This window comes from Halomonas sp. CnH100-B (genome assembly GCF_024124605.1).
Taxonomy (GTDB): domain Bacteria; phylum Pseudomonadota; class Gammaproteobacteria; order Pseudomonadales; family Halomonadaceae; genus Vreelandella.
Map to the genome: position 1 here is coordinate 411,640 of NZ_JAMXRX010000002.1, position 23,966 is coordinate 435,605.

General features: G+C 59.3%; 17 protein-coding genes. 10 read left to right on the forward strand and 7 right to left on the reverse strand.

What is annotated here, in order from left to right; genetic code table 11:
• Positions 1–70 precede the first annotated feature (70 nt).
• Together NH398_RS05465 and NH398_RS05470 are read right to left on the reverse strand one after the other, a co-directional pair.
• Positions 71–541 carry an NUDIX hydrolase gene (locus NH398_RS05465; RefSeq protein ID WP_253017073.1) on the reverse strand — a complete coding sequence of 157 codons (471 nt, stop codon included), beginning with the start codon at positions 539–541 and terminating at the stop codon, positions 71–73.
• Positions 538–1,209: a pseudouridine synthase gene (locus tag NH398_RS05470; RefSeq protein ID WP_253017075.1), complete on the reverse strand. Its 672-nt coding sequence runs from the start codon at positions 1,207–1,209 to the stop codon at positions 538–540. Before NH398_RS05470 ends, NH398_RS05465 begins: the two co-directional genes overlap by 4 nt.
• A 290-nt stretch (positions 1,210–1,499) precedes the next feature.
• Between NH398_RS05470 and NH398_RS05475 the strand changes: the two genes are divergently transcribed.
• The 3 genes from NH398_RS05475 (at position 1,500) to clpA (ending at position 6,773) form a co-directional block, all read left to right on the forward strand.
• A complete protein-coding gene (locus NH398_RS05475) occupies positions 1,500–3,734 on the forward strand; it encodes an NADP-dependent isocitrate dehydrogenase (RefSeq protein WP_253017077.1) in 2,235 nt (744 codons plus the stop codon).
• Between the two features lie 300 nt (positions 3,735–4,034).
• Positions 4,035–4,343 (forward strand): ATP-dependent Clp protease adapter ClpS, encoded by a 309-nt coding sequence (clpS, locus tag NH398_RS05480; RefSeq protein WP_044627932.1) that lies wholly within the window; start codon positions 4,035–4,037, stop codon positions 4,341–4,343.
• Between the two features lie 153 nt (positions 4,344–4,496).
• The gene (gene clpA, locus NH398_RS05485) at positions 4,497–6,773 is read left to right on the forward strand and encodes an ATP-dependent Clp protease ATP-binding subunit ClpA (RefSeq protein WP_159341575.1); all 2,277 of its coding nucleotides are present in this window, start codon (positions 4,497–4,499) and stop codon (positions 6,771–6,773) included.
• Positions 6,774–6,926: 153 nt separating this feature from the next.
• On the opposite strand, the gene infA is transcribed toward clpA, so the two are convergent.
• The 3 genes from infA to aat form a co-directional block, all read right to left on the reverse strand.
• Positions 6,927–7,145, reverse strand: coding sequence for a translation initiation factor IF-1 (gene infA, locus NH398_RS05490; RefSeq protein WP_007111068.1), 219 nt, complete (start codon positions 7,143–7,145; stop codon positions 6,927–6,929).
• A 138-nt stretch (positions 7,146–7,283) separates the two neighbouring features.
• Complete coding sequence (locus NH398_RS05495; RefSeq protein ID WP_159341576.1) at positions 7,284–8,018, reverse strand: arginyltransferase; 735 nt, start codon at positions 8,016–8,018, stop codon at positions 7,284–7,286.
• Between the two features lie 28 nt (positions 8,019–8,046).
• Positions 8,047–8,799, reverse strand: coding sequence for a leucyl/phenylalanyl-tRNA--protein transferase (gene aat, locus NH398_RS05500; protein WP_253017079.1), 753 nt, complete (start codon positions 8,797–8,799; stop codon positions 8,047–8,049).
• A gap of 117 nt (positions 8,800–8,916) precedes the next feature.
• Here aat and NH398_RS05505 point away from each other — a divergent pair, with 117 nt between their 5' ends.
• Positions 8,917–12,198 (forward strand): DNA translocase FtsK 4TM domain-containing protein, encoded by a 3,282-nt coding sequence (locus NH398_RS05505; protein ID WP_290441410.1) that lies wholly within the window; start codon positions 8,917–8,919, stop codon positions 12,196–12,198.
• 148 nt (positions 12,199–12,346) lie between these two features.
• Positions 12,347–13,003, forward strand: coding sequence for an outer membrane lipoprotein chaperone LolA (gene lolA / locus NH398_RS05510; RefSeq protein ID WP_159341579.1), 657 nt, complete (start codon positions 12,347–12,349; stop codon positions 13,001–13,003).
• Between the two features lie 64 nt (positions 13,004–13,067).
• Here lolA and NH398_RS05515 read toward each other — a convergent pair whose 3' ends face one another.
• Positions 13,068–14,393, reverse strand: a complete 1,326-nt coding sequence (locus NH398_RS05515; protein ID WP_253017081.1) for a replication-associated recombination protein A — start codon at positions 14,391–14,393, stop codon at positions 13,068–13,070.
• A gap of 243 nt (positions 14,394–14,636) precedes the next feature.
• On the opposite strand from NH398_RS05515, the gene NH398_RS05520 reads away from it, so the two are divergent.
• From NH398_RS05520 to NH398_RS05540, 5 genes are all read left to right on the forward strand, one after another.
• Complete coding sequence (locus NH398_RS05520; RefSeq protein WP_159341581.1) at positions 14,637–15,182, forward strand: hemerythrin domain-containing protein; 546 nt, start codon at positions 14,637–14,639, stop codon at positions 15,180–15,182.
• A gap of 160 nt (positions 15,183–15,342) precedes the next feature.
• Positions 15,343–16,155, forward strand: coding sequence for a glutamate racemase (murI, locus tag NH398_RS05525; RefSeq protein WP_253017083.1), 813 nt, complete (start codon positions 15,343–15,345; stop codon positions 16,153–16,155).
• A 42-nt stretch (positions 16,156–16,197) separates the two neighbouring features.
• Positions 16,198–17,307 carry a tRNA (uridine(54)-C5)-methyltransferase TrmA gene (trmA, locus tag NH398_RS05530; protein WP_253017085.1) on the forward strand — a complete coding sequence of 370 codons (1,110 nt, stop codon included), beginning with the start codon at positions 16,198–16,200 and terminating at the stop codon, positions 17,305–17,307.
• Between the two features lie 193 nt (positions 17,308–17,500).
• Positions 17,501–22,324 carry an NAD-glutamate dehydrogenase gene (locus tag NH398_RS05535; RefSeq protein WP_253017087.1) on the forward strand — a complete coding sequence of 1,608 codons (4,824 nt, stop codon included), beginning with the start codon at positions 17,501–17,503 and terminating at the stop codon, positions 22,322–22,324.
• Positions 22,325–22,478: 154 nt separating this feature from the next.
• Positions 22,479–23,495 (forward strand): quinone-dependent dihydroorotate dehydrogenase, encoded by a 1,017-nt coding sequence (locus NH398_RS05540; protein ID WP_253017089.1) that lies wholly within the window; start codon positions 22,479–22,481, stop codon positions 23,493–23,495.
• 95 nt (positions 23,496–23,590) lie between these two features.
• Here NH398_RS05540 and rmf read toward each other — a convergent pair whose 3' ends face one another.
• Positions 23,591–23,800, reverse strand: coding sequence for a ribosome modulation factor (gene rmf, locus NH398_RS05545; RefSeq protein ID WP_159341586.1), 210 nt, complete (start codon positions 23,798–23,800; stop codon positions 23,591–23,593).
• Between the last annotated feature and the right edge of the window lie 166 nt (positions 23,801–23,966).

Consider the following 23,966-nt stretch of genomic DNA (forward strand, 5'->3'; position numbering starts at 1 on the left):
CATCCTCGGTTGAAGTGGTGTGCAATTGGGCGGCGATTATACACGATGGGGGCTCGATGCTTCGAGTGCTTCACTCCTTGATCACGCCAAGCGGGTAGCGGTGGCCGTTTAGCGCGTCGTCGATACGTTGGAGAACCAGCGGGCTTCGCAGCCGTCGGGCGCCGCCCAACATGGCAATCTCCTCTCGGGTCAGCCAGTGGGTCGCGACGATGGCCGGGTCGATAGCTGAGCTAAGGCGCTGGTTGGGCAAGGCAACGAAACCGTGACTATGGAAGGTCGTACCGGTCGGCGTGTGAAAGACGTACAGCCCCAGATAGCCGGTCAAGGTGATCTGCCAAGCGGTCTCTTCCATGACTTCACGGTGAACGGCGGCCACTGGGCCTTCCCCACGTTCGACGTGTCCGGCAGGCTGATTGAACAGCGTGTGTGGGCCACCTTTATCCTCTTCCACCATCAGAAAGCGCCCCTGCTGCTCAATCACGCAGGCAACGGTGCTGTGAATGATGGGGCGGGCAACGTCCGTTTGGGCGACGCGGCTCATTTGCGTCCCCCTTTTGGTGTTGCGTTTCTCTTCGTGCCGCGCTTGGCGCTCTTGTCAGCGCCTTTGCGGGTGTTGAGTGGCTGTTGTTGCCTAGTGCGGGGCTTGGTCGCGTGGGTCGGCCGTGGAGCATGTAGCGTCTCTTTGCGCCACTCCCCGGGAGCGAGATCACCCAATTGCCAGGGGCCAATCGCGGCACGTATCAGGCGCAGCGTGGGAAAGCCAACGTGGGCGGTCATGCGGCGCACTTGGCGATTGCGCCCCTCGCTAATGGTGAGTTCCAGCCAGCTGGTCACAGGATGGCGTTTGGGGTCGATGGCTGGATCGCGCTCAGCCACGTTAGGGGGAGACATACGCCGAGCTTTGGCAGGCAGGGTAGGGCCATCTTTTAAGGTAACGCCTGAGGCGAGTGCACGAATGGCTTCGTCGGTAATGTCGCCTTCCAGCTGTACCCAATAGGTTTTCGGCTGTTTATGACGTGGATGGGCGATACGGTGGATCAGACTGCCGTCATCACTCAGTAATAAAAGCCCCTCGGAGTCGAAGTCGAGGCGTCCGGCCGCGTAAACGCCCGGCGCATCGAGCACGTCGGCCAGGGTGGCTCGGCCTTGGCTGTCAGTAAACTGGGAAAGCATGCGGTAGGGTTTATGCAGTAAATATAGGGTGCTCATCGTCTCACGAACGGTCTCAAGATCTAGAGGTGGAGGATTTGTCGACAATCGCTCATGCGGTTAAAGTGCAGCGCTGGTATAATCTGGCGCAGCTGTTTGAGATGACCCGGCAGCACAACGATGCTCACCGTATCATCCGTCGTCATCGTTACCGCAGTAACCACCGAGTGACCAGAGGGGCAGCGCATACAGGATGCTCCAAACGCTTCGCGGCAAGGCCTATCGTCGTATGAGCCGCGTAGCTCAGGATTTTTTATAATCACAGCGACCGAAAAGAGGTTAACGCAAAAATGTCTAAAACGCCGAAGATCATTTATACGCTCACCGATGAAGCTCCTGCGCTCGCTACCTATTCCTTGTTACCCATTATTGATGCCTTTACTGACTCTGCCGGTGTCGAAGTAGAGACCCGCGATATCTCGCTTGCCGCCCGTGTGCTGGCACAATTTCCCGATCTTCTGAACGATCAGCAGCGCGTCAGCGATGACCTGGCGGAATTGGGCGAGCTGGCGAAGACGCCCGAAGCCAACATCATCAAACTGCCCAATATCAGCGCTTCAGGCCCGCAGCTCAAAGCAACCATCAAAGAGCTGCAAAGCCAGGGCTACCCGCTGCCGGACTACCCGGAAGAGCCGAAAAACGACGAAGAAGCCTCCATCAAAGCGCGTTACGACAAAGCCAAAGGCAGTGCAGTAAACCCGGTGCTGCGTGAAGGCAACTCCGACCGCCGTGCGCCGAAATCGGTCAAGAACTACGCGCGTAAATACCCGCACCGCATGGGCGAGTGGAGCGCTGACTCCAAGTCCCACGTGGCGCATATGAGCGACGGTGACTTTTACGGCAGCGAGCAGTCGGCAGTAATGGAAAAAGCTGGCACGCTGAAGATCGAGCTGCAGCAAGCGGATGGCACCCAGGTGGTGCTGAAAGAAGGGCTCGCGGTTCAGGCTGGTGAAGTGATCGATGCGGCTTGCATGAGCAGCCGTCGTCTGCGTCGCTTCATCGACAGCCAGATCAACGATGCCAAAGAGAGCGGCGTGCTGTTCTCGCTGCACCTGAAAGCCACCATGATGAAAGTCTCCGACCCGATCATGTTTGGCATCGTGGTCGAGGAGTTCTACAAAGAGGTGCTGGAGAAGCACGCTGACGCACTGAAGAGCGCGGGCTTCAACGCCAACAGCGGTATTGGCGACCTGTACAGCGCCATCGAGAAGCTGCCCAGCGACCAGCAAGAAGCCATCAAAGGCGATGTTGAGGCGCTGTATCAAACACGCCCGGCCATGGCGATGGTGAACTCCCATAAGGGCATCACCAACCTGCACGTGCCCAGTGACGTGATCATCGACGCCTCCATGCCAGCGATGATTCGTGACTCCGGCAAGATGTGGAACGCCAACGACGAGCTGCAGGATGCCAAAGCCGTCATCCCAGATCGTTGCTATGCCACTATTTATCAAGCGGTGATCGACGATTGCAAACAGTACGGTGCGTTCGATCCGACCACCATGGGTAGCGTGCCCAACGTGGGTCTGATGGCGCAGAAGGCCGAAGAGTACGGCTCTCACGACAAGACCTTCCAAATGCCTGCCGACGGTACCGTCGTAGTGACCGATGACTTGGGCAACACGGTATTTAGCCATGCAGTAGAAGCGGGCGATATCTGGCGTATGTGTCAGACCAAAGATGCTCCGATTCAGGATTGGGTGAAGCTGGCCGTGACTCGCGCCCGCGACAGCGGTGCACCGGCGCTGTTCTGGCTGGATGCCAACCGTGCCCACGACGCCCAACTGATCAAGAAGGTCGAAACGTACCTGAAAGATCACGACACCGCTGGCCTGGATATCCGTATCCTCGCACCGGTCGACGCGATGAAAGTCTCCCTGGAGCGTATTCGCAAGGGGGAAGACACCATCTCCGTCACCGGTAACGTGCTGCGTGACTACCTCACCGATCTGTTCCCGATCATGGAGCTGGGCACCAGCGCCAAGATGCTCTCTATCGTTCCGCTGATGAACGGCGGTGGTCTGTTCGAAACGGGCGCTGGCGGCTCTGCACCGAAGCACGTTCAGCAGTTCCTGGAAGAGAACCATCTGCGCTGGGATTCACTGGGTGAGTTCCTGGCACTGGCTGCATCGCTCGAACACCTAGGTAGCACTTTCGGCAACGCCCGCGCCACGCTGCTGGCCAAGGCGTTGGATGAAGCCAACGGCAAATTCCTCGACAGCAACAAGTCGCCGTCGCGTAAAGTCGGCGAGCTGGACAACCGTGGCAGCCACTTCTATCTGGCCCTCTACTGGGCAGAGGCGCTGGCAGCGCAGGACCAGGATGCTGAAATGAAGACCCTGTTCGCCCGCCTAGCCGAAGCCCTGAAAGCCAACGAGACGGCCATCGTGGACGAGCTCAACAGCGTTCAGGGACAGGCGGTCGATATCCAAGGCTACTTCCACCCGAACGGTGAGCTGGCTAGCCAAGCCATGCGTCCGAGCAAGACGCTGAACGATGCGCTGGCGATGGTCGCCAAGGGCTAAGTCGCCCCACGTTTAGCTACGCGCTATGCGCGGCTCGACCCCCTGCCTGCTTTGCGGGCAGGGGTTTTTTGTTTAGCCCAGTGTGATAATTTTGAGTTTTTCATGAACCCTTGTTGATGGCGCGCGTCTTATACAGCAGGTTATAGTGTGTACAACTGAACCACGCGTCTAGCGTCTTCAGACGACCTGCGTGTCAGACATCGCCCGTCAGCCGAGAGAAGATGATCCTTGCTGCTTATGCGTACTACAGAAAGCCCCCTCGTGGCGGCCACGTTACAGGCAGGCATGACGCGCCCTGGCATGCCCGAGCATGATGATGACTTGGCAGTACAGTCTGCCGAGCCCGCGTTGGCGCAGCCGCCGCTTTACAAAGTGGTCTTGCATAACGACGACTACACCCCCATGGAGTTCGTCGTTGAAGTACTGCAAGGCTTTTTCAATATGGACAGTGAAAAAGCTGTGCAGGTCATGCTGGCCGTACACACTCAGGGAAAAGCCACGTGCGGCATTTTTACCCGGGATATTGCTGAAACCAAGAGTTATCAAGTGAATGAGTATGCCCGTGAGTGCGAGCACCCGTTGATGAGCGATATCGAAGCGGCGGACTGACCGAATCGATGTGAGCTGCGTTGAAAAAAAGTAGTGAAGGGGCTTGCAACCACGCCATTTGTACCCGATGTTGAAAGTGCCGGTCGATTAAACTGATCCGACGCAAGCCCTAGGTGGCGATATGCCCTAGGTAGTAGCGAAAAGGGGACTGCCATGCTGAGCAAAGAACTTGAACTGACCCTGAACACGGCCTTCACCGTGGCTCGCTCAAAGCGCCACGAATTCATGACCGTTGAGCACCTGCTTCTGGCGCTGCTGGACAATGCTTCTGCGGTGGATGTGCTGAAGGCGTGCGGGGCAAACCTCGACAAGCTGCGGTCCGATCTGCAGGATTTCATTAACTCGACCACACCGCTGATCCCCGAGGGCCAGGGTGATCGTGAAACACAGCCGACGCTGGGCTTCCAACGCGTGCTTCAGCGTGCGGTGTTCCATGTGCAATCGTCAGGTAAGAGCGAAGTCACTGGCGCTAACGTCTTAGTGGCGATTTTCTCTGAGCAAGAGAGTCAAGCGGTCTATTTCCTGAAGCAGCAGAGTGTGGCGCGGGTCGATGCGGTGAACTACATCGCTCACGGCATCTCGAAAGTCTCCGGTCATGGCCCGTCGCCGTCTCCCTCGTCTCAAGAGAACGACGATGCGGAAGAGGGCAGCGCCGAAGGGGCTGCGCATCCGCTCACCGGCTATGCTACCAACCTCAACGAGCAGGCGCGCCAAGGTAAAATCGACCCGCTGATTGGTCGTGATCACGAGCTCGAGCGGGTGGTGCAGATTTTGGCCCGTCGCCGTAAAAACAATCCGCTGCTCGTGGGTGAGGCCGGTGTCGGTAAAACCGCCATCGCCGAAGGATTGGCCAAGCGCATCGTCGAAGAAGACGTGCCGGAAGTCATCGCCGATGCAGTCGTCTACTCCCTCGATATGGGTGCACTGCTGGCGGGCACCAAGTACCGCGGCGACTTCGAGAAGCGTCTCAAGAGCCTGTTGAGCGAGCTGCGCAAGCAGCCCAATGCCGTCCTGTTCATCGATGAGATTCATACGGTGATTGGTGCAGGCGCTGCCTCGGGTGGCGTGATGGATGCGTCCAATCTGCTGAAACCGCTGCTCTCCTCAGGCGAGCTGCGCTGCATTGGTTCGACCACGTTCCAGGAGTTTCGCGGTATCTTCGAAAAAGATCGTGCCCTGGCGCGCCGTTTCCAAAAGGTCGACGTGTTGGCGCCGTCCGTGGAAGACACCATCAAGATTCTCAAAGGGCTACGTTCGCGCTTCGAGGAGCACCACGAACTGAAGTACACCGATGGCGCTCTGGAAAGTGCGGCGCGTCTGGCAGATCGCTACATCAATGACCGCTTCTTGCCTGACAAAGCGATCGATGTGATTGACGAAGCGGGCGCGCATCAGCGGATGCTGCCTCCAGAAGTGCGTGCAAACACGATCGACGTAGAGCAGGTGGAAGCGGTAGTGGCCTCTATTGCCCGCATTCCACCGAAGAGCGTGTCGAGCTCGGATCGTAAGCAGCTCGAGAAGTTGGACCGCGATCTGAAAATGCTGGTGTTTGGACAGGATGAAGCCATCGACTCACTGTCGGCGGCCATCAAGCTCTCGCGCGCAGGGCTGAAGTCTCCTGATAAGCCGGTCGGCAGCTTCCTGTTTGCTGGCCCGACTGGGGTGGGTAAAACGGAAGTGGCCAAGCAGCTGGCGCATATCATGGGCATCGAGTTGGTGCGCTTCGATATGTCGGAGTACATGGAGCGTCACACCGTATCGCGGTTGATCGGTGCTCCTCCTGGCTATGTAGGGTACGATCAAGGCGGTCTGCTGACCGAAGCGATCACCAAGCAGCCTCACTGCGTATTGCTTCTCGATGAGATCGAAAAAGCGCACCCAGAGGTCTTCAACCTGTTGCTGCAGGTCATGGACCATGGGCGTCTGACGGATAACAACGGCCGCGAGGCAGACTTCCGCCACGTAATTCTGATCATGACCTCGAACGCCGGGGCCGAGCAGGCGTCGCGTCGCTCCATCGGCTTCCAGAGCCAGGATCATTCGACGGATGCGATGGAAGTGATTCGTCGGACATTCTCGCCCGAATTCCGCAACCGCTTGGACGGTATTATCCAGTTCCATGCCTTGCCCACCACGGTGGTGCGCAACGTCGTCGACAAGTTCCTTATCGAGCTACAGGCGCAGCTGGACGAGAAGCGCGTACAGCTGGACGTAGACGACACCGCGCGGGATTGGCTGGCAGAGAAAGGTTATGACCCGGATATGGGTGCAAGGCCGATGGCTCGCTTGATCCAAGAGAAGCTCAAGAAGCCACTTGCAGAAATGATTCTGTTCGGGGAGCTGGCCGAGCACGGCGGTATCGTGCATGTCAGCTTGGAAGAGGGAGAGCTTCGCCTCTCGACGGAGTCGGAGATGGCAGATGCGCCCTGAAAAGGGCGCTAAGATGACCGACAAGCAGTAACGCACAGCGCCCTGTCTTCGACGGGGCGTTGTCGTTTCCAGGGAGCGGCGCCGTAATTACGCGGTACGAATAGCCGTGGGGCGTGTCTGCGAGCAGACGTTGCTTGAGGGCACTAGCAAGGCTTAGCGCGAGCGGTAAACGATACGGCCTTTGGACAGATCGTAGGGCGTCAACTCTACCTTGACCTTGTCGCCAGTCAGAATGCGGATGTAGTTTTTACGCATTTTGCCAGAGATGTGAGCCGTCACGACGTGGCCGTTTTCCAGCTCAACCCGGAACATGGTGTTGGGAAGGGTATCAACAATAACGCCTTCCATTTCAATATGATCTTCGCGTGCCATATAGGCAGATCCTCACTTATTTTACATCGTGGATAGTCGAATGAGTGTTTCCGACGGCGTCGACACAAACCAGCATGCCTAAGAAACAGCGCTATATTGTGCCGTAAGCCTGCCGTCAAGGCAAAAAAGCTGGCCAGATTAGCGCATCAACGGTCGCCAATGACGCCCGTCCAGCAGCTCGATAGGCGAAAACGCCTGCTTGTAACGCATCTTGCGGCACTCTTCGATCCAGTAACCGAGATAAAGATGCGGCAACCGTTTCTCTTGGCACAGTTCGATCAGCTTTAAAATCGCCAAGGTGCCAAAGGAGCGCCTCTCCAGGGCTTCGTCCACTTTGAAAAACGTATAAATGGCCGATAGCCCGTGCTCGAGCTGATCGAAGGCTGCCACCGCTACCAACTCGCCTTCCAGGTACATTTCCAGCAGATGCGCGTACGGCTCTTCTAGCGTCAAGAACGTTCGATATTGATCGCGGCTAGGCGGAAACATGTCGCCGTCGGCGTGTCGCTGTCGAATGTAGTCGGCGTAGAGGGCATAGTGCGCTGCATCGAAACGCGCTGGGATGACGCGGGTCTCGATATCGGCGTTGCGCCGCCAGACTTTTCGCTGGGTGCGATTGGCGCGGAAGTCATTGACCGGAATCCGCACCGATCGACAAGCGTTGCATCCCTCGCAGTGGGGGCGGTATAAGTGGCGTCCGCTGCGTCGAAAGCCCAGTAGCGACAACGAATCGTACACCCCAGGCACGGGCGACTCCTGAGGGTCGAGAAACAGCGTGGTTGCCTCTTTGCCTGGCAGATAGCTGCAGGCATGAGGAACGGTTAGGAAGAAGCGCAAATCCCGCACGGGGCGGCGAGGAGCGTTACTACTCACGGCTTGCCTCCTTGGTCATGAACGGCAGTCACTCTGTTGCTGCGGTGCCTGATGCAATCGCGGCGAGCCACGGCGAGTCTGGGACGCCCGGTGCTTGATCCGCAGCGCTGGCCAAGCAAAATGCTTTGTCTGGCAACCACTCTTCAAGATAGTTGATGAACGTACTGCGGGCGACTGTCGTTGCGCCCAGGCTGGCCAGGTGCGGCGTGTGCATTTGGCAGTCGATCAGCTTGCCGCCATGGGTGTGCATGGCGCTTGCCAAATGGGCCAAAGCAATTTTAGAGGCGTCGGGCTGGCGTGAAAACATCGACTCGCCGAAAAATACTGGTCCCATCGCCAAGCCATAGAGCCCGCCCACCAACTGGCCGCCGTGGTGGACTTCGACGCTGTGGGCAATGCCCAACGCATGTAGACGCTGGTAGGCGTGGCGCATCTCTGGATGGATCCAGGTGCCAGGCGCGTCTTTGCGCGGGGCGGCGCAGCCTTCGATCACTTGCGTGAAGTGTTGATTCAGCGTCACGTGAAAGCCACCATGTCGCAGCCGTTTAGCTAGGCTGCGGCGTCGTTTAAACTGTGCAGGCAGCAGGATCATGCGTGGATCTGGGCTCCACCATAAAATGGGGTCATCGTCGCTATACCAAGGAAATATCCCTTTTCGGTAAGCGTCTACCAGCCAGGCTGGTGTAAGCTCTCCACCGGCAGCCAGCAGGCCGTTAGGGTTATCCAACGCCCGCTCGGTGGAAGGAAAAGTGGGGTGTGGCGATGAGAGCCAAGGTAGCATCGCTTGCTCCTGTTGCTAGTGGCGTCCGTCGAAGCGCTGTGACGGCGGAAGGATGCTCGGTATGATGCAAACTCGCAAGTGGATTAAAGACACCGTGTGGTGTAAAGGGAGAATCGCTTGAAAGTAAATAAGGCGGTAGACAAGCGAACGCAGCGGCAGTCGCGTCAGTCACCATCGAGTTCTCAATCATCGACGCGGGTCAATGCCGCGAAGGACAAGGCGCGCCGTTTTGGCCTGCGCCTGCAGGGCTCCGCCCGTGAAGGGGTGGTGGTCGTCATGCTGGCGCTGTGCGTCTTCTTGTTATTAGCGCTGTTTAGTTATCACCCTGCCGACCCTGGCTGGTCGTATCAAGGTCCGGAAACCGAGGTGCGCAATTGGATGGGGCCGGTCGGAGCTTGGCTGGCCGATGTGCTGTATTCGCTGCTCGGAGCGAGCGCGCTCTGGTGGCCGGGCATGTTTGGTTACGCCGCCTGGTGGCTAATGCGCTCACGCCAGGTGCGCTTCGAATTAGACCCCGTGGCGATTGCCGTGCGGGCGGGCGGCCTTGTGCTGCTGATGTTCGGCACGACCATGTTGGGCGCCTTGCACTTTTATCACCCCGATAGCATTTTGCCCTATGCCTCCGGCGGTATCCTGGGAGAGGGGCTCGTGGGCACCTTGAAACCCCTCGTCAGTAGCGGCGGCGTGGGCCTGATTGCGGCAGCGCTCATCCTGATTGGGTTTCCGCTGTTTAGTGGCATGTCGTGGCTACAGATTGCCGATGAAGTCGGGCGTAAGCTTTGCCGTATCGGCGGTTGGTTTGGTGAGCGTCGTGCCAAGCGGCGCGAAAAGCGTGCCGAACGTGCTGCCGTGCGTGCAGCGGCCAAGGCGGCGTCCAACAAAGTGAAGCAGCGCTCCTGGGCAGAGCCGAGCGATACGAGTACTGACCCTGTCGATGAAGAGGTCGATGAGGAGAAAGCGACAGTCGCTCCGCGCATCCGTGAAGCCCCCGAGCCACCCGTGCGTGCTGCCGTGAGTGAGCGTTCACCTGCCGGTCGTCGTGAGCGCCGTGAGCCGAGCTTCACGGCACCCGCCGAAGAGGAAGAGGCGTCGTCGGTCACCGATACGTCGATTCCTTGGGAAGCGGCCGCTGTACTGAGCGAGCGTCATGCACCGCCCCCTCCCGCTGCTGCCGCATCTCAAGACCCCGAGCCGGAGACAGCGCCTGCTCCGAAGATGACGCCAGAGAAAGACGCGCCCGGCGAGCCGATCATGCCGCTCTCCGCGCGCAAACCGGAGGACGTCGAGGAGCCTGCTCCAGAGCCAACGCCCTCTATCGCCGATACTGAGGTGCCGCTCGAAGCGTCCGAGGCATCCTCGCCAAACGCACAGGCGTTTGCGACCAAGCCCGTGGGTGAACCAGAGCCTGCAGTACATCAGAAAGAGAGTGAGTACTCACCTTTAAACGCCAGCGAGGAGCAGGCAAGCGATGCCTATGCCCCGACCGTGCCGCTGCGCGCAACTCGCGATGAACACGACGAGCAAGAGTCATCTGTACCTATCGCGCCGGGGACGGTGACGCGTCGTTCGGAACCAGAGCCAGAGCCAAAGCCAGAACCAGAACCCCGCACGCTGCGCAGTGAGGCGCATCCACCTGCCTATCAGGCGTCTCCCATGTCAGCGGAGCCGCGCCGAGAGCGCGTGCCCGAGGTAGTGCCCGAGCCGGTGTGGGAGGACGATGACGAGGAGCTCCCGATCCGTCCGGCTACCGCTCCGCAGGCTGCGGCCAGCGCCCGGCATGAACCCACGTTCTCGACCGACTCGGTGGACGACGAGGCCGATAACGGCCCCACCCTCTGGACCGTCGAACACCTGCAGAGCCAGCGCCCCGCCTTTGAAACGCTGCCGGAGCCCGAGGGGGATGTGCCCAGTTTGCAGCTACTTACGCCACCGGAGCCGCATCAGCCAAACTATACCGACGAGCAGCTTGCCGACATGGCCGAGCTACTGGAAGTACGGTTACGGGAGTACGGCGTCAAAGCCGAGGTAGTGGATACCTGGCCCGGTCCGGTCATTACCCGCTTCGAAATCAAACCGGCTGCGGGGGTGAAAGTCTCCAAAATCAGCAATTTGGCGAAAGACCTTGCGCGCTCGCTGATGGTGAAGAGCGTTCGCGTGGTCGAGGTTATTCCCGGTCGGCCCACGGTGGGCATCGAGATCCCTAACCCGCACCGTGCCATGATTCGCCTGCGCGAAGTGATCGACTCGGACCGCTACCAGCAGGAGAGCTCGCCGCTCACGATGGCGCTTGGCCAGGATATCGGCGGAGGCCCGGTGGTCGCGAACTTGGGCAAAATGCCCCATCTGCTGGTGGCCGGTACGACCGGTTCGGGGAAGTCGGTGGGCGTCAACGCGATGCTGATCTCCATGCTGCTCAAGGCCAAGCCCGACGAACTCAAGCTGATTATGGTCGATCCCAAGATGCTGGAGCTGTCGGTGTATGACGGCATACCGCACTTGCTGGCCCCGGTCGTCACCGATATGAAAGAGGCGGCCAACAGCCTGCGCTGGTGCGTGGCCGAGATGGAGCGCCGTTACAAGCTGATGGCTGCCATGGGTGTGCGCAACATCGCCGGATTCAACGCGCGCCTCGATGAAGCTGAGCGCGCGGGTGCCCAGGTCGCCGACCCGTTGTGGGAGCCGCAGCCTTGGGAGATGCACCAAACACCGCCGGTGCTGGAAAAGCTGCCCTACATCGTGGTGGTCATCGATGAGTTTGCCGATATGTTCATGATCGTCGGCAAAAAGGTCGAAGAGCTCATCGCGCGACTGGCACAGAAAGCGCGGGCCGCCGGTATCCATCTGATTCTGGCCACCCAGCGCCCCTCGGTGGATGTGGTGACCGGTCTGATCAAGGCGAACATTCCGTCACGGATGGCGTTCCAGGTCTCCTCACGCATCGATTCGCGCACCATTCTCGATCAGGGCGGTGCTGAAAGCCTGTTGGGTCATGGCGATATGCTCTACTTGCCCGCGGGCTCCGGTCCGCCGAATCGTGTCCATGGTGCCTTCGTGGACGACGATGAAGTCCACCGGGTGGTCGATGACTGGAAACGTCGCGGTGAGCCGGAGTACATCGAAGAGATTCTCTCCGGCGGCGTATCTGCCGATGCGCTTACCGGGCTCGAAGCGGAAGGCGTCGACGGTGACGATGCCGAACAAGATGCCCTCTACGATGAGGCGGTGCAGTTCGTTACCGAGACCCGCAAGGCGTCCATTTCCGCCGTACAGCGGCGCTTTAAGATCGGCTATAACCGCGCGGCGCGGTTAGTCGAAGCCATGGAAGGCGCGGGTGTGGTCTCTTCCATGGGAACCAACGGTGCCCGCGAGGTGCTGGCGCCGCCACCGGTGGGCCACTGAGCGTGACCACACCAACCATGCAACAAGCGTGAAAGTCGCGCCGCTGGTGAAACCCCGCGGCGCGTTTCGCGTCTGAGGGGCATAGGGAGCTTTTTTACGCTCTTTGCCTCGTCCGCTATTCGGCAATGATTGCCTAGGGAGAAAGAACATGCGCGAACCCTCTAACCGCCGCTCACCGGCCTTGGCACTGGCAGCCAGTGCGCTCGGTCTGACCTTTGCTGCCCCCATGGCAGCCTGGGCCAATGAAGCTGCAGAACGGCTCACCGAACGTCTAGATCCGCTGGAAAACTACCACGCCACTTTCGAACAGCAGATTCTCGATGGAGGCGGTGATCGTTTGCAGAGCGCGCGTGGGGAAATGTGGCTGTCGCGTCCCGGCATGTTGCGCTGGGAAGTCGAGGCGCCCTATTCGCAAACCGTGGTTTCCGATGGTGAGGACGTTTATCTCTACGACCCCGACCTGGAGCAGGTGACGGTACAGGCGATGGATGACCGGGTCACCCACACGCCCGCGCTGCTGCTATCAGGCAGTGCCGACGAGCTGACCGAAAGCTACGATGTGTTCTACGAGCAGCAGGATGGCGACGATGTCTTTACCTTGATGCCTACGCTGGCAGATACGCTGTTTGAAGAGCTCAGCATGGTGTTCGACGGCGATACCCTCACCGAGCTGTGGATGATGGACAGCACCGGTCAGCGCACCGCCATTACCTTTAGCGACATTACTCGCAACGGTAATATCGACCGCGAACTGTTCGATTTCCAAATTCCGGAAGGCACGGACGTTATTCGCGAAGAGATGTAGAGAGCGAGTCCGTAGAGAAGGGCGGGCGTGTTCAGCCCCGCCTGTGATGTGACGATCGAGCGCTCTATGGCGCTCGATCTGCCTCCTGGTCGCGCTCTTCCCGCCACGCCATGATCTCTGCGAAGCGTTTCTCCTGTCCAAATGCGCTCGGCTCGTAGAAGCGTGCGTTGGGCACGTCTTCCGGCCAGCAGTCGTGGGCGCTGCCTGCTGGATAACCGTTCGGCTCGTTATGGGCGTAACGGTAGCCCTCACCATGACCCAGCTGCTCCATCAGTTTGGTGGGCGCATTACGCAAGTAGGTGGGCACCTCTACCTGCGGCTGCTGTTGCACGAACTGCTGGGCGCTCTTCCAGGCGCGGTCGATGCGGTTGCTTTTGGGAGCCACCGCTAAATGAATGGCCGCGTGAGCAATCGCCCGCTGGCCTTCATAATCACCTAGCCGTAAATAGGCATCCCAGGCAGCGATGACCAACGGCAGCGCACGCGGGTCGGCATTGCCGACGTCTTCGGAGGCAATGGCGGTCAAACGCCGCACGATGTCCAGCGGGTCACCACCGCCCTGAATGAAGCGTGCCATATAGAGAAGCGCAGCATCGGGGCGGGAGGAGCGAATCGATTTATGAATCGCCGATAGCAGGTCGTAATAGGCATCGCCCTGTTTATCGAACGCGCTGGATTGATGGCCCACTACATCTGCCAGCACCGCTTTGCGCAGCACGTCACGTCCATTCTGCCGTTCGGTGAAGTCGCAGGCGGTTTCAAGCAGCCCTAGGGCGCGCCGGGCATCCCCCGCGCTGGCGTGTGCCAATGCTGCCAATACGCCGGGCTCCACCTCGATGGCCCGTTTGCCCAGCCCGCGCTGCGTGTCGGCAAGCGCTTGCTCCATCACCTCGATCAGCTCTTGCGGTGTCAAGGATTTCAGCACGTAGACGCGCGCTCTGGAGAGCAGCGCCGAATTCACCTCGAACGAGGGGTTTTCGGTGGTGGCACCAATCAGCGTTAACAAGCCGGACTCTACGTGAGGCAGCAGCGCATCCTGCTGGCTCTTGTTCAAACGGTGAATCTCATCTAAAAAGAGAAGCGTGGGCGCGGTGCGCTGGCGTGCGCGCTCCACCACCGAACGAATCTCTTTGACGCCAGCCATTACCGCACTTAAGTGCTCGAGATGGGCGTCGGACGCCCGTGCCAACAGCTCTGCAAGGGTGGTCTTACCAACGCCGGGTGGGCCCCACAAAATCATCGAGCGCACTACCCCCGACTCGGCCATACGGCGCAGCGGCTTGTCTGGCCCAACGAGTGCCTGCTGGCCGATGTAGTCATCCAGGGTCAACGGGCGCATGCGATAGGCTAGCGGGGCCTCGTCACCGGGGGTTGCATCAAAAAGATCCATATAAACTTCCGTTGTAAATCGAGACGTTGAACGACCAACGCTTAACAAGTGTCTGTGGTAAATAGCGTAACGTCAGGCTACCTTTTGGCATAACCGTGAATAAGCGCCCGTCCTGTGTGGATCAATCTAGAGGCGCATGGCAAGGATTAACGCTAGTGTAGTAGAACCCAGCTCATGATCGCGTGCCTATTGCTTTTGTAGGGAGAGAGCAGCAGGCATGACACTTACGAAGGAGACGGCACGATGTTAAACCAACTGCGTCTAGATCATGCCAACATGGCGCGAATGCTCCATGTGCTGCAGCTAAAGCATAAAACCTTGGCCAGCGGTGAGCGGCCTGACTTCCAACTGATGCGCGAAGTCGTGGACTACATTCTGTCCTACATGGATGGTTTTGCAACGCCGCTGGAGCGGATCTGTGTCGAGCGGCTGCAGGTTCAGGCTCCGGAACACCTGCCTCTGATGGAGCAGATGGCCAGCGATTATCGTGAGCTCAAGCCCCGTTTGATGCGCCTTTCCCATGATATCGACATGATTCTCATGGATAACATTCTGCCGATGGATCGCTTTGCCGAAGATCTCAAGGCGTACCTGGACGCGCACCGCGGCTATCTTCGCCACGAGCGTGAAGGGCTTTTCCCGCTGATCGACAAACACTTCAGCGAAGAGGACATGGAAGAGCTTCGTCAGGCCCTGCCGGACGGTGCCGAAAAAGAGCTGGAGCGGCTTCAGCTTGCCTACCCTGAGCTATACGCCGAGCTGTGCGGGGCTGATGTGCCCGCGCTGTAAGTGCGATCCCATGTGAATCCTTCTGTGCCGAACGGGGCGTGTTAAACTAGCGCCCCGTTTTTATGGGCGGCTGACAGGTTACGCCAACGCGTGACGTGACTGGCCATGGGGCGTTGCGTAGCGCTGGGATTTAACAATGCGGATGGGCAGGTGAGGGGTGATGTCAGGGCCAATACTGATTTTTGATTCCGGCGTGGGCGGGCTGTCCGTTGCCCATGCGCTGCGCCAGCACTATCCCTCGGCTGCCCTTTGCTACGCCTGCGATAACGCTTGGCTTCCTTACGGGCTGCGTGACGACACGACGCTAGCCGAGCGCATCGTCACGGTATGCCAAGCGGCGGTAACAGCCTGCCAGGCTAGCGTGCTTGTCGTGGCGTGTAATACCGCCAGCACCCTCGCTTTGGAGGGGCTGCGCCAAGCGCTTTCGATTCCAGTGATTGGCACCGTACCGGCGATCAAACCGGCGGCGCAATTGAGTGCCACGCGGCATATCGGTTTACTGGCCACGACGGCCACGGTGAATCGCCCCTATACCCAAGGGTTGATCGATAGCTTCGCCAGCGATTGCCGCGTCACCAAAATAGCGGCAGATGCCCTGGTAACGGAAGCCGAAGCGTGGCTGGCGGGCGTGCCTCTCGACATGTCGCGTGTGCAGCAGGCGCTGACGCCCCTATGGCAAGCCACCAAGGCGCACCCCGCGCTGGATACCGTGGTGCTGGGCTGCACCCATTTTCCGCTACTGCAGCCGCAGTTGGTCACGCTGGCCCCGGTGCCGATTACCTGGGTCGATTCCGGCGATGCCATTGCCCGCCGGGTCGGGCAAGTTGCCACCACGCTGGTCAGCAGCGCCCACGATGGTCGCTGCTACACGACAGCGCCCGCTACCGCGTTGACCGATGGCTTCGCCCGCTACGGCTTTCAGCCACCACGGCTGCTGGCGCTGCCCGATGCCCGTGAGGCTGTCGACCAGTAAAGCGCCTTTTTAGACGTTCACCATGAGTAATGAGGAGCCACCTTGGCGATCCCGACTGTAGATCCAGCACGCTACGACGAGCAGCTGGCCGAAAAGCAAGCCTACGTGGCCAGCACCTTCGCCGCGTTCGATACACCTGAACTGGAGGTGTACCCCTCGCCGCCCAGCCACTATCGCCAGCGCTGCGAGTTCCGTATTTGGCATGAAGAGGATGACCTGTTCTATGCCATGTTCGAGGTCGACCCGGAGAACCCCAAGAACAAACGCGTCGTGCGCCTCGATCAGTTTCCAGTCGCCAGCGCCCAGATCAACGCGCTGATGCCCAAGCTACGTGAGGCATGCCTGGCCAGCGACGAACTGCGCCGCCGTCTGTTTCAGGTGGAATTTCTCACCACGCTGTCCGGCCAAGCGCTGGTGACATTGATTTATCACCGCCCGCTGGGGGAGGCCTGGGAGGCAGAAGCGCGTGCCCTGGAGAAAGCGCTGGATATCATGATCATTGGCCGCTCCCGCAAGCAGCGCCTGGTGCTGACCCAAGATCACGTGTGGGAACGGCTCACGGTGGATGGCCGCACGCTGCACTATCAGCAAGTCGAAAACAGTTTTACCCAGCCCAATGCGCACATTTGCCAAACCATGCTGAGCTGGGCCAAAGAGGTGACGCAAGGTCGCCAAGCAGAGGATCTGGTGGAGCTCTATTGCGGCAACGGCAACTTCACGATTGCTCTGGCCGACAATTTCCGCCGCGTGCTGGCGACTGAAATCTCGCGCACCTCGGTGGCTAGCGCCAACGTCAATCTCGAGACCAACGGCGTGACCAATGCCCACGTAGCTCGCATGTCGGCGGAAGAGTTTGCGCTGGCGTTGAAGGGCGAGAAGACCGGCCGCCGCGTGGCCGACATGGCCCTCGACGAGTACGACTTCACGACCGTGCTGGTCGATCCACCCCGAGCGGGGCTGGATGAGCAGAGCTGCCATCAAATCAGCGAATACGCGCAAATCGTCTATATTTCATGCAACCCGGTCACACTGGCCGAGAACTTAGCGCTGCTGACCAAGACCCACGACATCGAGCGATTCGCGCTATTTGACCAGTTTCCGTTTACCCACCACTGTGAATGTGGCGTGCTGCTCACTCGACGCGCGTCTTGAACAAACGCACATGAGCGGCGAGGAACTTGTCAATAGTGCTTATGATGCACAAGCGGCATACACCATGAATAACCTGTCAGATGGTTAGGGTGGCGATGATGGGTAGCGTAAGCTAACGGGTAGTGTGGCCTAAAGGCCTATTGTCCTTCGTTTTTTTGGCCTAAGTAGTGGCCCCAGGCAGTCGAGGTGATGGATGCATTACGTTGCGATCGAAGAGAGTCGGCGGGATCTTTTAAAGCAGCTACAAGAGCGCTTGGAAGCGCGACTGGAGCCAGCGCGGGCGGCCGACATCGAAGCCTTTGCGCGCCACTTTTATGCCACGGTGCCGGTAGAGGACTTGGTCGACCGTCGCTTGGACGATCTGTACGGTGCGACGCTGTCCATCTGGCAATTTCTCCAGCACCATGATCCGAAAAGCCCTAAAGTCCGCATCTTCAATCCGGATTTCGAAGAGCACGGCTGGCAGTCTACCCACACCTTCGTGGCGGTGCTGCATGAAGACATGCCGTTTTTGGTCGACTCCGTGCGCATCGAACTCAACCGTCGCGGCCTAACGGTACACGCCATTCAAAACGCCGTGTTCGCTGTGGCCCGTGATAGCCAGCATCAGCTGAAGGCGCTTACCTCTCCCAAAGATGAGAATGCACCGGACGCCCGTGAATCGCTGATCGTCATCGAAGTTGATCGCCACACCGATGCCGAGTCTCTGGCAAAAATCGAGCGTAACCTGCAAGAAGTCCTACGGGACGTGCGTACCGCCGTGGGTGATTTCGATGCCATGTGCGGTCAAATCACCTCCGCCATTCAAGAGCTGGAAAAAAACTGCCCGCCGCAGATCGACCCGGACGACCATGAAGAGGCCATCGCTTTCCTGGAGTGGTTGCTGAAAGATAACTTCACCTTCCTGGGCTACGATGAGTACCTGCTGGAAGGCAACGAGCTGCAGCGTGATCCCAACAGCGTGCTGGGTGTGTTCCGGTTGGACCAGCCGCGCTACCGTGAGCGTATCCGCACCGAAGAGGGCATCGATGAGCACGATGACTATGTGCTTGTGCCGCAGCTGCTCTCGTTCGCCAAAAGTGCCCACCACTCCCGCGTGCATCGGCCAACGTACCCTGACTACATCACCGTCGACCGCTACGACGATGACGGCAACGTGATCGGTGAGCGTCGCTTCTTTGGCTTGTTCACCGCCACGGTGTACAACGAGTCGCCGCGCAATATTCCGCTGCTACGCCGCAAACTCAAGGCCGTGATGGATATTGCTGGCTTCAACCCCCAGGGCCACAACGGCAAACAGCTCTTGCAGGTGCTGGAAGTTTACCCACGAGACGATCTGTTCCAGATCAGCACCGAATCCCTGGCCAGCACGGCGCTGGGTATTCTCAACATTCGCGAGCGCCGTCAGGTGCGGCTATTCATCCGCGCCGATGTCAGCGGTAAGTTCTACTCCTGCTTGGTGTTCGTGCCGCGCGACGTCTTCTCTACCGATCTGCGCCAGCGCATTCAGGGCATGCTGTGTGATGAGTTGGATGCCCACTTTGGCGACTTCAATACTTACTTGTCTGAGTCGGTGCTGGCGCGTATCCAGCTCATTCTACGTTTTAACGGCGACGCCCCCAGCCAGTACGACCTGAAGCGTTTGGAGAGCAAAGTCGCCCGCTTGGCGCGCAGCTGGCGCGATGACCTGCAGGCGGCGATGATCGAAGGCTTCGGTGAAGAGCGTGCGAACCACCTAATCGATCAGTTCCACGATGCGTTCTCCGCCAGCTATCGGGAAGACTTCAACGCTCGCACGGCCGTGTTCGATGTCCAGCACCTGCTGAATCTGGATAACGGCGACGATCTCTCGCTCTCGCTTTATCGCCCGCTGGAAGAGCAGGCGGGCGGCATGAACCTGAAGTTGTTCCACCGCGAATCGCAAATTCCGCTCTCTGACGTGCTGCCAATGATGGAAAATCTGGGGCTGCGCGTGATTGGCGAGCGCCCCTACGATATCAATGCCCCACAGCAGCGCTACTGGATTCACGATTTCGAGCTGGAGCACAGCCGTGAAGGCGTCAATCTCAGCGAAATGCGCGATACCTTCAGCGAAGCGTTCAAGCGTATTTGGGCAGGCGAGGCCGATAACGACGCCTTCAACCGCCTGATCATCGGCGCTGGGCTGGACTGGCGCGAAGTGGCCATGCTGCGCGGCTACGCCCGTTACTTGAAGCAGATTCGCTTCGGTATGTCGCAAGACTACATTGCCGCAACGCTGGCCAACTATCCGGCCATTACCCAGACCCTGGTAGAGCTGTTCCGCTTGCGTTTCGACCCGGCCCTGCAGCCCAGCAGTGTCGATGACTGCCTTGCGCGACTCAACGAGCACCTGGAAGGCGTTGCCAGTCTCAACGACGACCAGCTGCTGCGCCGCTTCATGGAGCTGATTCAAGCGACGCTGCGCACCAACTACTACCAGACCACCGATGACGGCCGCTACAAGGATTACATTGCCTACAAGCTAGAGCCATCGAAAGTCACCGGGATGCCCAAGCCGCGTCCGGCGTTCGAGATCTTCGTCTGCTCACCGCGGGTCGAAGGCGTTCACCTGCGCGGTGGTAAAGTGGCGCGGGGTGGTCTGCGCTGGTCGGATCGCCTCGAAGATTTCCGAACCGAAGTGCTAGGCCTCGTGAAAGCGCAGCAGGTGAAAAACGCAGTCATCGTGCCCGTCGGCGCGAAGGGCGGTTTCGTATGCAAGCGCATGCCGGAAAACGCCGATCGCGAAACCCAGCAGAAAGAGGGGATCGCCTGCTACCAAATCTTCATTCGCGCGCTGTTAGACGTCACCGACAACCTCGTAGGTGGCGAGGTAGTGCCGCCGCAAAACGTCGTGCGTCACGATGATGACGATACCTACTTGGTGGTTGCTGCCGATAAAGGCACCGCGACCTTCTCCGATATCGCCAACGCGATTTCGGTGGAGTACGGTCACTGGCTAGGCGACGCCTTTGCCTCAGGCGGCGCAAACGGCTACGACCACAAGAAGATGGCAATCACGGCTCGTGGGGCGTGGGAGTCCGTGAAGCGCCACTTCAAGAACCTGGGCGTGAATACCCAAGAAGATCTGTTTACCGTGGTGGGTATCGGAGACATGGCGGGGGACGTGTTCGGTAACGGCATGCTGCTCTCCGACAAGATCCAACTGGTGGGCGCCTTCAACCATCTGCACATCTTCGTCGACCCGAACCCGGATGCCGCAGCGGCCTTTGCCGAGCGTAAGCGCCTGTTCGATCTGCCGCGCTCCAGCTGGGAAGATTACAGCAGCGAACTGATCTCCCAAGGGGGCGGCGTATTCAGCCGCAGCGCCAAGTCGATCACCATCACGCCGGAAATGCAGCAAGCGTTTGGGATCGAAGACGCTCGCCTGTCGCCCAACGACCTGATTCGCGCCATGCTCAAAGCGAAGGTCGATCTGATTTGGAACGGCGGCATCGGTACTTACGTGAAGAGTTCTGAAGAGACCGATGCAGACGTGGGCGACAAAGCCAACGATGCGCTGCGTATCAACGGTAAAGAATTGAACTGCCGCGTGGTCGGCGAGGGCGGTAACCTGGGTCTGACCCAGCGTGGCCGGATGGAAGCCGCCGCCAACGGGGTACGCGTCTACACCGACTTTATCGACAACGCGGGCGGCGTGAACTGCTCGGATCACGAGGTCAACATCAAAATCTTGATCGATGAAGTGGTCAAGCGTGGCGATATGACCGACAAGCAGCGTAACCAGCTGCTGGCCGACATGACCGAAGAAGTCGCCGACCTGGTGATTCTGGATAACTACCGCCAGACCCAGGCGCTGGATCTGTCGGAAATTCTCTCCCATCAGGGTATGGGGCCTTACCGTCGCTTTATCAGCGAGCTGGAGTCAGCTGGCCAAATTGATCGCGAGCTTGAGTTCCTGCCTGCCGATGATGTCCTGAAAGAGCGTGCCAGCAACAACCAGGGCATGCGCCTGCCGGAGCTGTCGGTACTGATCTCCTACGCCAAGAGCACTCTGAAGGGCGACTTGATCAACTCCGACGTGCCGGACGATCTCTATATTCACCGTCATCTGGAGCGCCTGTTCCCCGCCGTGCTCACCGAGCGCTATCAAACCGAGATGTACGACCACCGCCTGAAGCGTGAAATCGTCGCCACGCAGGTGGCCAACGATCTCGTCGATCACATGGGCATCGTCTTCGTACGCCGCTTGATGGACTCGACGGGCGCTGGCCGCGCCGATATCGCCCGCGCATACGTGGTGGCTCGCGACGCCTTCAACCTGCCGTCACTGTGGGCGCAGATCGAAGCGTTGGATAACCAAGTGCCGAGCCGTGTGCAGTACTCCATGATGCTGGACCTGATGCGCATGATCCGCCGCGCTACGCGCTGGTTCCTGCGTCAGCATCTGGGGCTCTCGACCCAGGACACCATCGAGTACTTCGGTCCGCGCTTGGCGCAGTTGCAGGAGGGCATCGGCGAGCTGCTCAGCGGCGAAGAGCAGGCCGTATGGCGTCAGCGCTGCGACGAGCTGCAAGCAGCCGGCGTGCCGGAAGCACTGGCCGCTACGGTGGCCGCCGCGCCCAGCCTCTACGCTGGTCTGGGCATCATTCAGGCCGCACGGATCACCAACGAGAAACCCCAGCGGGTGGCCGAGGTGTTCTACGAAATCGGCAGCCGCCTAGAGCTACCTTGGATGATCCAACAGGTCACGCATCTGGAAGTTCGCGACGCCTGGCAGGCCCAGGCGCGGGAAACCTTCCGCGACGACATTGACCGCCAGCAGCTGGCGCTGACCACCAGCGTCCTGAAGTTGGAGGCGGGCAGCCGCGATACCCAGGAGCGAGTAGCACAGTGGCTAGAGCAGCATGCCGAGCTACACCGTCGCTGGTGCCGCTTGATCGACGAAGTGCGCGGTGGCAGTGAAGGTGGATTCGCGCTGTTTGCCGTGGCCGTGCGTGAGTTGGTCGACCTCGCCGAGAGCGATAGCGAAGCGTAAGCCGCAACGCGTACTCAGCGACTCGCTGTACGCTCGTGGAAAAGCCGCGCCTTGGGAGACCAAGGCGCGGCTTTTTTCATCCTGCGAAGCCCGGGCGATGTGCGCTATACTGCGCCCGCCCGCATGTCGCCCACCGCTTAGGAGAGTCTTGCCGATGTACCCAATTGCCCGCTCGCTGCTGTTTCGCCTGGACCCCGAAACCACCCATGGCATGGCGCTGAACGCGCTCGACGCGTTGCACAAAGTGGGCGGTATTCAGCGGCTGTATGGTGAGCCGGTGAGTGACCCTATCGAACTCATGGGGTTACGTTTTCCTAATCGGGTCGGGCTGGCCGCCGGGCTGGATAAGAACGCCGACCATCTCGATGCGCTGGGCGAGCTGGGGTTTGGTTTTGTGGAAGTGGGCACCGTGACGCCCAAAGCCCAACCGGGTAACCCGAAACCACGCCTGTTTCGGCTGGCTGGGCATGAGGCGATCATCAACCGCTTCGGGTTCAACAACAAAGGGGTGGCGCATCTCGTTGCCCAGGTCAAAAAGCGCCACTACAACGGTATTGTCGGTATCAACATCGGTAAGAATCTGACGACATCGGTAGAGCATGCCTTGGATGATTACCTGATGTGCCTCGACGCCGTACATGGCGCGGCGGACTACATTGCGGTGAATATCTCGTCACCCAATACGCCGGGGCTACGCACGCTGCAGTTTGGCGAACAGTTAGACGCGCTGCTGGGGCCGATTCGTGAGAAAAGCCGAGAGCTGAACGACCAAGCAGGCCGAAACGTGCCGCTGCTGGTAAAAATCGCACCGGACATGAGCGAAGAGGAAGTCGCGCTGGTGGCTGGCAGCATTGCGCGCAACGAGCTGGACGGCGTGATTGCGACCAATACCACCGTCTCTCGGGACGCCGTGCAGGACGACCCTCAAGCCCAAGAGGCTGGCGGACTTTCGGGTAAGCCGGTGTTCGAGGCATCCAATACGGTCATCCGTCTGCTGCGTTCGCATCTCCCTAAGCTGCCGATCATTGGCGTAGGCGGTATCGATAGCGGCGAGGCGGCCAGGGCGAAAATAGCCGCGGGAGCGGATGTCGTACAACTCTACTCAGGGCTGATCTACCAAGGGCCCGGTCTGGTGAGGCAGTGTGTCGAGGCGCTAAAGCAGCAGGGCTAACACCGCAGTGTTGAGAGGAGACGTGGCGTTGAGACGATAAAAAGCCCGCTTGGTAGCGGGCTCCGTCTCCAATGTTTGGGTAAAAGGTAAATAAACTAGGTCATGACCATGGGGTTTTTGTGAATGCCGGAAACGCCGATCATTCCATCCCACTGGTCGCCGCGACCTTCACGCCAACCGCTCATCCAATACTCGCGTAAATTGACATCTTGACTGGGACAATCATCACGGGAGCGACCCGTAATGCCCGCTTTGTAGCCGTGAACATAAGCCCGTTGGAAGCGATCACGTTTTTGTCGTTTCATTGGCTAACCTCTTTGCATGAAAGCCTTTGATAAGAAGCAGTGCGTAAGGCAACGTAGTAACAGCAGGCCCGCAGGCGCGCTTTACCAGGATTGCCAACTCCACTTCGAGAGGTGACTTCAAGTTCAAGAGCGAGCTGCTGCCTCAGCGCTAATGCCTAGCACTCAC

What these genes read in the sequence shown, in the direction of transcription:
- NH398_RS05515 (WP_253017081.1), bottom strand. Translation starts at nt 14,393, where the DNA reads ATGGATCTTTTTGATGCAACCCCCGGTGACGAGGCCCCGCTAGCCTAT.
- rmf (WP_159341586.1), bottom strand. Translation starts at nt 23,800, where the DNA reads ATGAAACGACAAAAACGTGATCGCTTCCAACGGGCTTATGTTCACGGC.
- NH398_RS05540 (WP_253017089.1), top strand. Translation starts at nt 22,479, where the DNA reads ATGTACCCAATTGCCCGCTCGCTGCTGTTTCGCCTGGACCCCGAAACC.
- infA (WP_007111068.1), bottom strand. Translation starts at nt 7,145, where the DNA reads ATGGCACGCGAAGATCATATTGAAATGGAAGGCGTTATTGTTGATACC.
- aat (WP_253017079.1), bottom strand. Translation starts at nt 8,799, where the DNA reads ATGCTACCTTGGCTCTCATCGCCACACCCCACTTTTCCTTCCACCGAG.
- murI (WP_253017083.1), top strand. Translation starts at nt 15,343, where the DNA reads ATGTCAGGGCCAATACTGATTTTTGATTCCGGCGTGGGCGGGCTGTCC.
- NH398_RS05465 (WP_253017073.1), bottom strand. Translation starts at nt 541, where the DNA reads ATGAGCCGCGTCGCCCAAACGGACGTTGCCCGCCCCATCATTCACAGC.
- clpS (WP_044627932.1), top strand. Translation starts at nt 4,035, where the DNA reads ATGCCCGAGCATGATGATGACTTGGCAGTACAGTCTGCCGAGCCCGCG.
- NH398_RS05470 (WP_253017075.1), bottom strand. Translation starts at nt 1,209, where the DNA reads ATGAGCACCCTATATTTACTGCATAAACCCTACCGCATGCTTTCCCAG.
- clpA (WP_159341575.1), top strand. Translation starts at nt 4,497, where the DNA reads ATGCTGAGCAAAGAACTTGAACTGACCCTGAACACGGCCTTCACCGTG.
- NH398_RS05535 (WP_253017087.1), top strand. Translation starts at nt 17,501, where the DNA reads ATGCATTACGTTGCGATCGAAGAGAGTCGGCGGGATCTTTTAAAGCAG.
- NH398_RS05475 (WP_253017077.1), top strand. Translation starts at nt 1,500, where the DNA reads ATGTCTAAAACGCCGAAGATCATTTATACGCTCACCGATGAAGCTCCT.
- NH398_RS05520 (WP_159341581.1), top strand. Translation starts at nt 14,637, where the DNA reads ATGTTAAACCAACTGCGTCTAGATCATGCCAACATGGCGCGAATGCTC.
- lolA (WP_159341579.1), top strand. Translation starts at nt 12,347, where the DNA reads ATGCGCGAACCCTCTAACCGCCGCTCACCGGCCTTGGCACTGGCAGCC.